This is a genomic window from Candidatus Eisenbacteria bacterium, assembly GCA_005893275.1.
Taxonomy (GTDB): domain Bacteria; phylum Eisenbacteria; class RBG-16-71-46; order SZUA-252; family SZUA-252; genus WS-7.
The window spans coordinates 1-3,727 of record VBOW01000085.1 but is presented as its reverse complement, the minus strand read 5'-3'; the positions used below and the strand labels follow the sequence as shown (position 1 = coordinate 3,727).

The window sequence follows — 3,727 nt, the reverse complement described above, 5'->3', positions numbered from 1 at the left end:
TCGCGATCGAGGCCCTGGGTCAGGTCGGTCTCCATGCCGCGGATCGCAGCGTCCATGGCGTACCGGACAGCGAGCACGCCGCGGCTCAGGATCTCCCCCGCCACCTTCTCGCAGTGAGGCAGGAGATCCGGCGGCGGGAGCACCCGGTTCACGAGCCCGATCCGGAGCGCCTCCTGCGCATCGATCATGCGGGCGGTCGTGATCAGCTCGAGGGCCACTCCGATCCCCACGATCCGGGGCAGCCTCTGCGTGCCGCCGTATCCGGGGATGATCCCGAGCCCGACCTCCGGCAGCCCGAGCTTCGCGTTCTCCGAGGCGAATCGAATGTGGCAGGCGAGGGCAAGCTCGCACCCTCCGCCGAGCGCGAATCCGTTGATCGCGGCGATGACCGGCTTCCCCAGCGTCTCGATCTCGCGCAGCGCGGCCTGGCCGAGCTTGGAGGAGGCTTCCCCCTGGAGGGGGGTCATCCTGGCCAGCTCGTTGATGTCGGCGCCGGCGACGAACGCCTTCTCGCCGGCGCCCGTCAGAATCACGACCCCCACGCCGGCGTCGCCGCGGAGCGAGGAGAACGCGGCGTGGATCTCGCGCACCGTCTTCTCGTTCAAGGCGTTCAGGACCTTGGGACGGTTGACCGTCACGCGCGCGATGCGGTCTTTGATCTCGACGATGAGATTCTCGTAATCCATGGACCGCGCAGTGTACTACGGATCAATTGTGGATCAAACTCCGGCGCTTATCGGGATTTGGAGGGATTATCGAGGGGTTTCAGTTGTTGTGTGCCCGGGCTTTCTGCGCAGCGAGCTGCAGTGGCGCGCGGCGAATGCTGCATTCGCGCTACAGCGGCCTACCTCACGATCGCGATTCTCCCGGATCCGAGCCCATCCGCGGTTTCAATCCTATAGAAGTACACGCTGGAAGCGAGGGTCTCACCTCGAGAACCCCTCCCGTCGATTGCCACATCGTGATAGCCAGGCTGCGCCAAGGGGTCATCAGCCAGGTCTCTAACAAGGTGTCCTGAGAGGTCGAAAAGCTTCACCTTCAGCGGACCGATTTTCGTGGTGATGAAGGAGAGCACCCCTCTTCCGCGCATTGGATTTGGTGTCAATGTTACAACAACGGGTGGACTAGAGACCAATCCGGCCAACGCCGCCGCTCGCACCCTGCCTCCTGATCGCGTGCTCGCTTCGACGATGACCGAGGCGGTGTCGGCCCGGCTGGTGCGGATGCCGAACAGATCCCGCAGGCCAACCTTGCTGAACTGGGTTCCAATCTCCGCTACGCCATTCCCGTCGGTGTCGCCCGCCGAGGCCGCTATTAGCGGCTTGATTTCGTGAACAGGATCCGTTGCCCGACGGAGAACGATTGTTCCCAGCCAAACGTCGTCATTAGAGAAGGCGCCTCCGATCGGCTCGACTTGGACGAGGGATGTGGCTCGACCCGCGCCGAGGTTTACCGTGAGTCCTGCGCTGCCAGAGAACGCCCGAGCTGGGAGGACTTCTGCAAGTCCGTATAGTAGGGCGGCCCCTCGGGTGAAGCTCGTGTCGTATATGGTCGTGGATGGGGCGCAGAGGATAAGGTCTTCGCGCCCATCCCCATTAGTGTCCCCAGCCGAAGCAACGGTCCCCCCGAGCATTTCGTAGGGCACGGTTCCATCAACCCTCATAAGCAGCGTCCCGTCGGATCCCGAATACACGAAGACAGCGCCGTAAAAACCTTCGCCGGTCCCGACCGCCGCCGGTGCACCTACAACTAAATCTGTAATTCCGTCGCCATCTACATCACACCCGGCGAGAGAGCTGCCAAAATGATTGAGGAAACCTTCATGAATATCCCGAATAAGGGATCCCGTGGCCCCGGAAAACACGAAGACCACTCCGTCTCCCTGTGGTGCCCCGACCGCGAAATCAGAGCGGCCATCGCGATCGATGTCACCCAATCCCGAAAGTGTGGAGCCGTAGCCGTCGACCCGGTAGAGAAAGGCTCTTGAGGCACCTGAGTACGCGTAAACCGCTCCGACACGAGTACCCGCGCTACGGAAACCGGGTGCGCTGACGAGAAGATCCCCTGTGCTGTCGCCATCGAGATCCCCCGCCACGACCACCACCTGACCGAATGCGTCGCTGCTATCCGCTCCATCGATCGTACGCAGCACTTGTCCTGTAGCCCCGGAGTACAGAGCCACAGCCCCAGAAAGCTTTCCCGAGCTGTTGGGCGCCAGGGGTGCACCGACAAGCAGATCTCCTCTGCCGTCTCCATCTATGTCGTGCAACCCGGCGATCGAGAAGCCGAGCGCACCCGTCGGCGCGTTTCCTACCCCCCCGTCCCGACGGTAGAGTAACAGGCCGCTTGCTCCTGAGTAGACGTAGAACGATCCGGAGTTCGACCCGGATCCTGGGGCCCCAACAGCCAAGTCCTCCACCCCGTCCCCGTCGAGATCATCAACAAACGCGATTGCCGCGCCGAACTCATCATAATTATCTGCTGCCGCGGTGCTCGATACCCTGTACAGCGCGTTTCCGGTCAGCCCTGAATAAGCGAAAACCGATCCGGAAATGTACGTACCACCTGGGCAGTTGTTGGGCTCGCTCACAATAAAATCCATCAAGCCGTCTCCGTCCAAGTCCCTTCCGCCGGCAGCAGCAGAGCCGAAGCAGCCACCCAGATCGTGTCCAAAACGGGGATAGAACAAGACCGGCTCGGTGCCGCACCGCGCGCCTGGAGTCGAGAAGAACCCAACGAGGCAAATTAGGTTCGCACCAATCCAAACTCGGGCGCTGGGTCCCCGCTTCTGCCTTTTCGCTAGCAAGAGACTGACCTCGAGCGAATTCGTGGAAGGGATGGCGTTTGGAATGCCCCTCTTAGGTTTGGACGGTCTCGCTATGGGCGTGTACCTTGTCCGCATGAGAGCGGGCGACGGCACTGCACTCGGCGTTACGAGAAAGATTGTCATCGTGCGCTAGAGCGTTTGTGAAAGGATTGCCTAGTGTTACCCCACATGCAACTACGGATTCACGGTGAGCCCCATCCGGAACTCCCGGCCTCGGGCCGGGAACCCCTTCACGTCGGCGTACTTCCGGTCCAGCGCGTTCTCGAGCCGGAAACGGACCTCCGCCGGGACCCACCGCCTTAGCGACGCATTCAGCCCGAGATCGAGCGCCGCACGCTCCGGGGTGTCGCCGTCTTGGACGCGCCCATCGGCGTCAACGAACACGAAGGGATCGAGCATCGAGGCGCTCCACCACCAATCGGCGATCGCGATCAGGCCCCGCGCGGGCTCGCCCTCGAGCGAGACGCCCGCGCGCCACGCCGGTCGCTTCGCCAGACGCGCCCCCGTCACGAGGTTCTTGCCGAGGAGGCGGGCGGCGCGGGCCTGGATCCAGAGCCTGTCCGACGGCGAGATGCGGGCGGCATATTCTTCCCCCTCGATTCGAGCGCTCCCGACATTGTCCGCGACGAAGAACGAGTTCGACTGGATCAGATCGCGAAAACGCGTCGCATACCATGTCGCTTTCGCGGTCACGCGCCCTTCGAGCCACGATCCGTCGACCCCCGCTTCCCACGTGCGGGAGCGCTCGGGCTTGAGCGTCGGCGAGCCGAACCCCGGGTAGAAAAGATCGGTGAGCGTCGGCGCCACGAACGCGCGGCCGTACCCCCCGCGGAGCTTGATTCCCGTCCCGGGGAAAAGGACGCCGAGCGCGACGCGCGGAACCCCGTACGATCCGAAGCG

3 protein-coding genes are annotated in these 3,727 nt (G+C 63.2%); all 3 read right to left on the bottom strand.

Annotation, left to right across the window (positions count from 1 at the left end):
* Positions 1 to 686, bottom strand: a 686-nt coding sequence (locus tag E6K76_12330) for a hypothetical protein (GenBank protein TMQ56662.1), incomplete at its 3' end; no start/stop codon positions are given.
* A gap of 158 nt (positions 687 to 844) precedes the next feature.
* Positions 845 to 2,950, bottom strand: a complete 2,106-nt coding sequence (locus E6K76_12325) for a hypothetical protein (protein ID TMQ56661.1) — start codon at positions 2,948 to 2,950, stop codon at positions 845 to 847.
* Positions 2,951 to 3,001: 51 nt separating this feature from the next.
* A partial coding sequence (locus tag E6K76_12320) for a TonB-dependent receptor (GenBank protein TMQ56660.1) occupies positions 3,002 to 3,727 on the bottom strand: 726 nt, incomplete at its 5' end.

Excerpts from the sequence above, each read along its gene's own strand:
- E6K76_12325 (TMQ56661.1), bottom strand. The coding sequence starts at position 2,950 with ATGACAATCTTTCTCGTAACGCCGAGTGCAGTGCCGTCGCCCGCTCTC.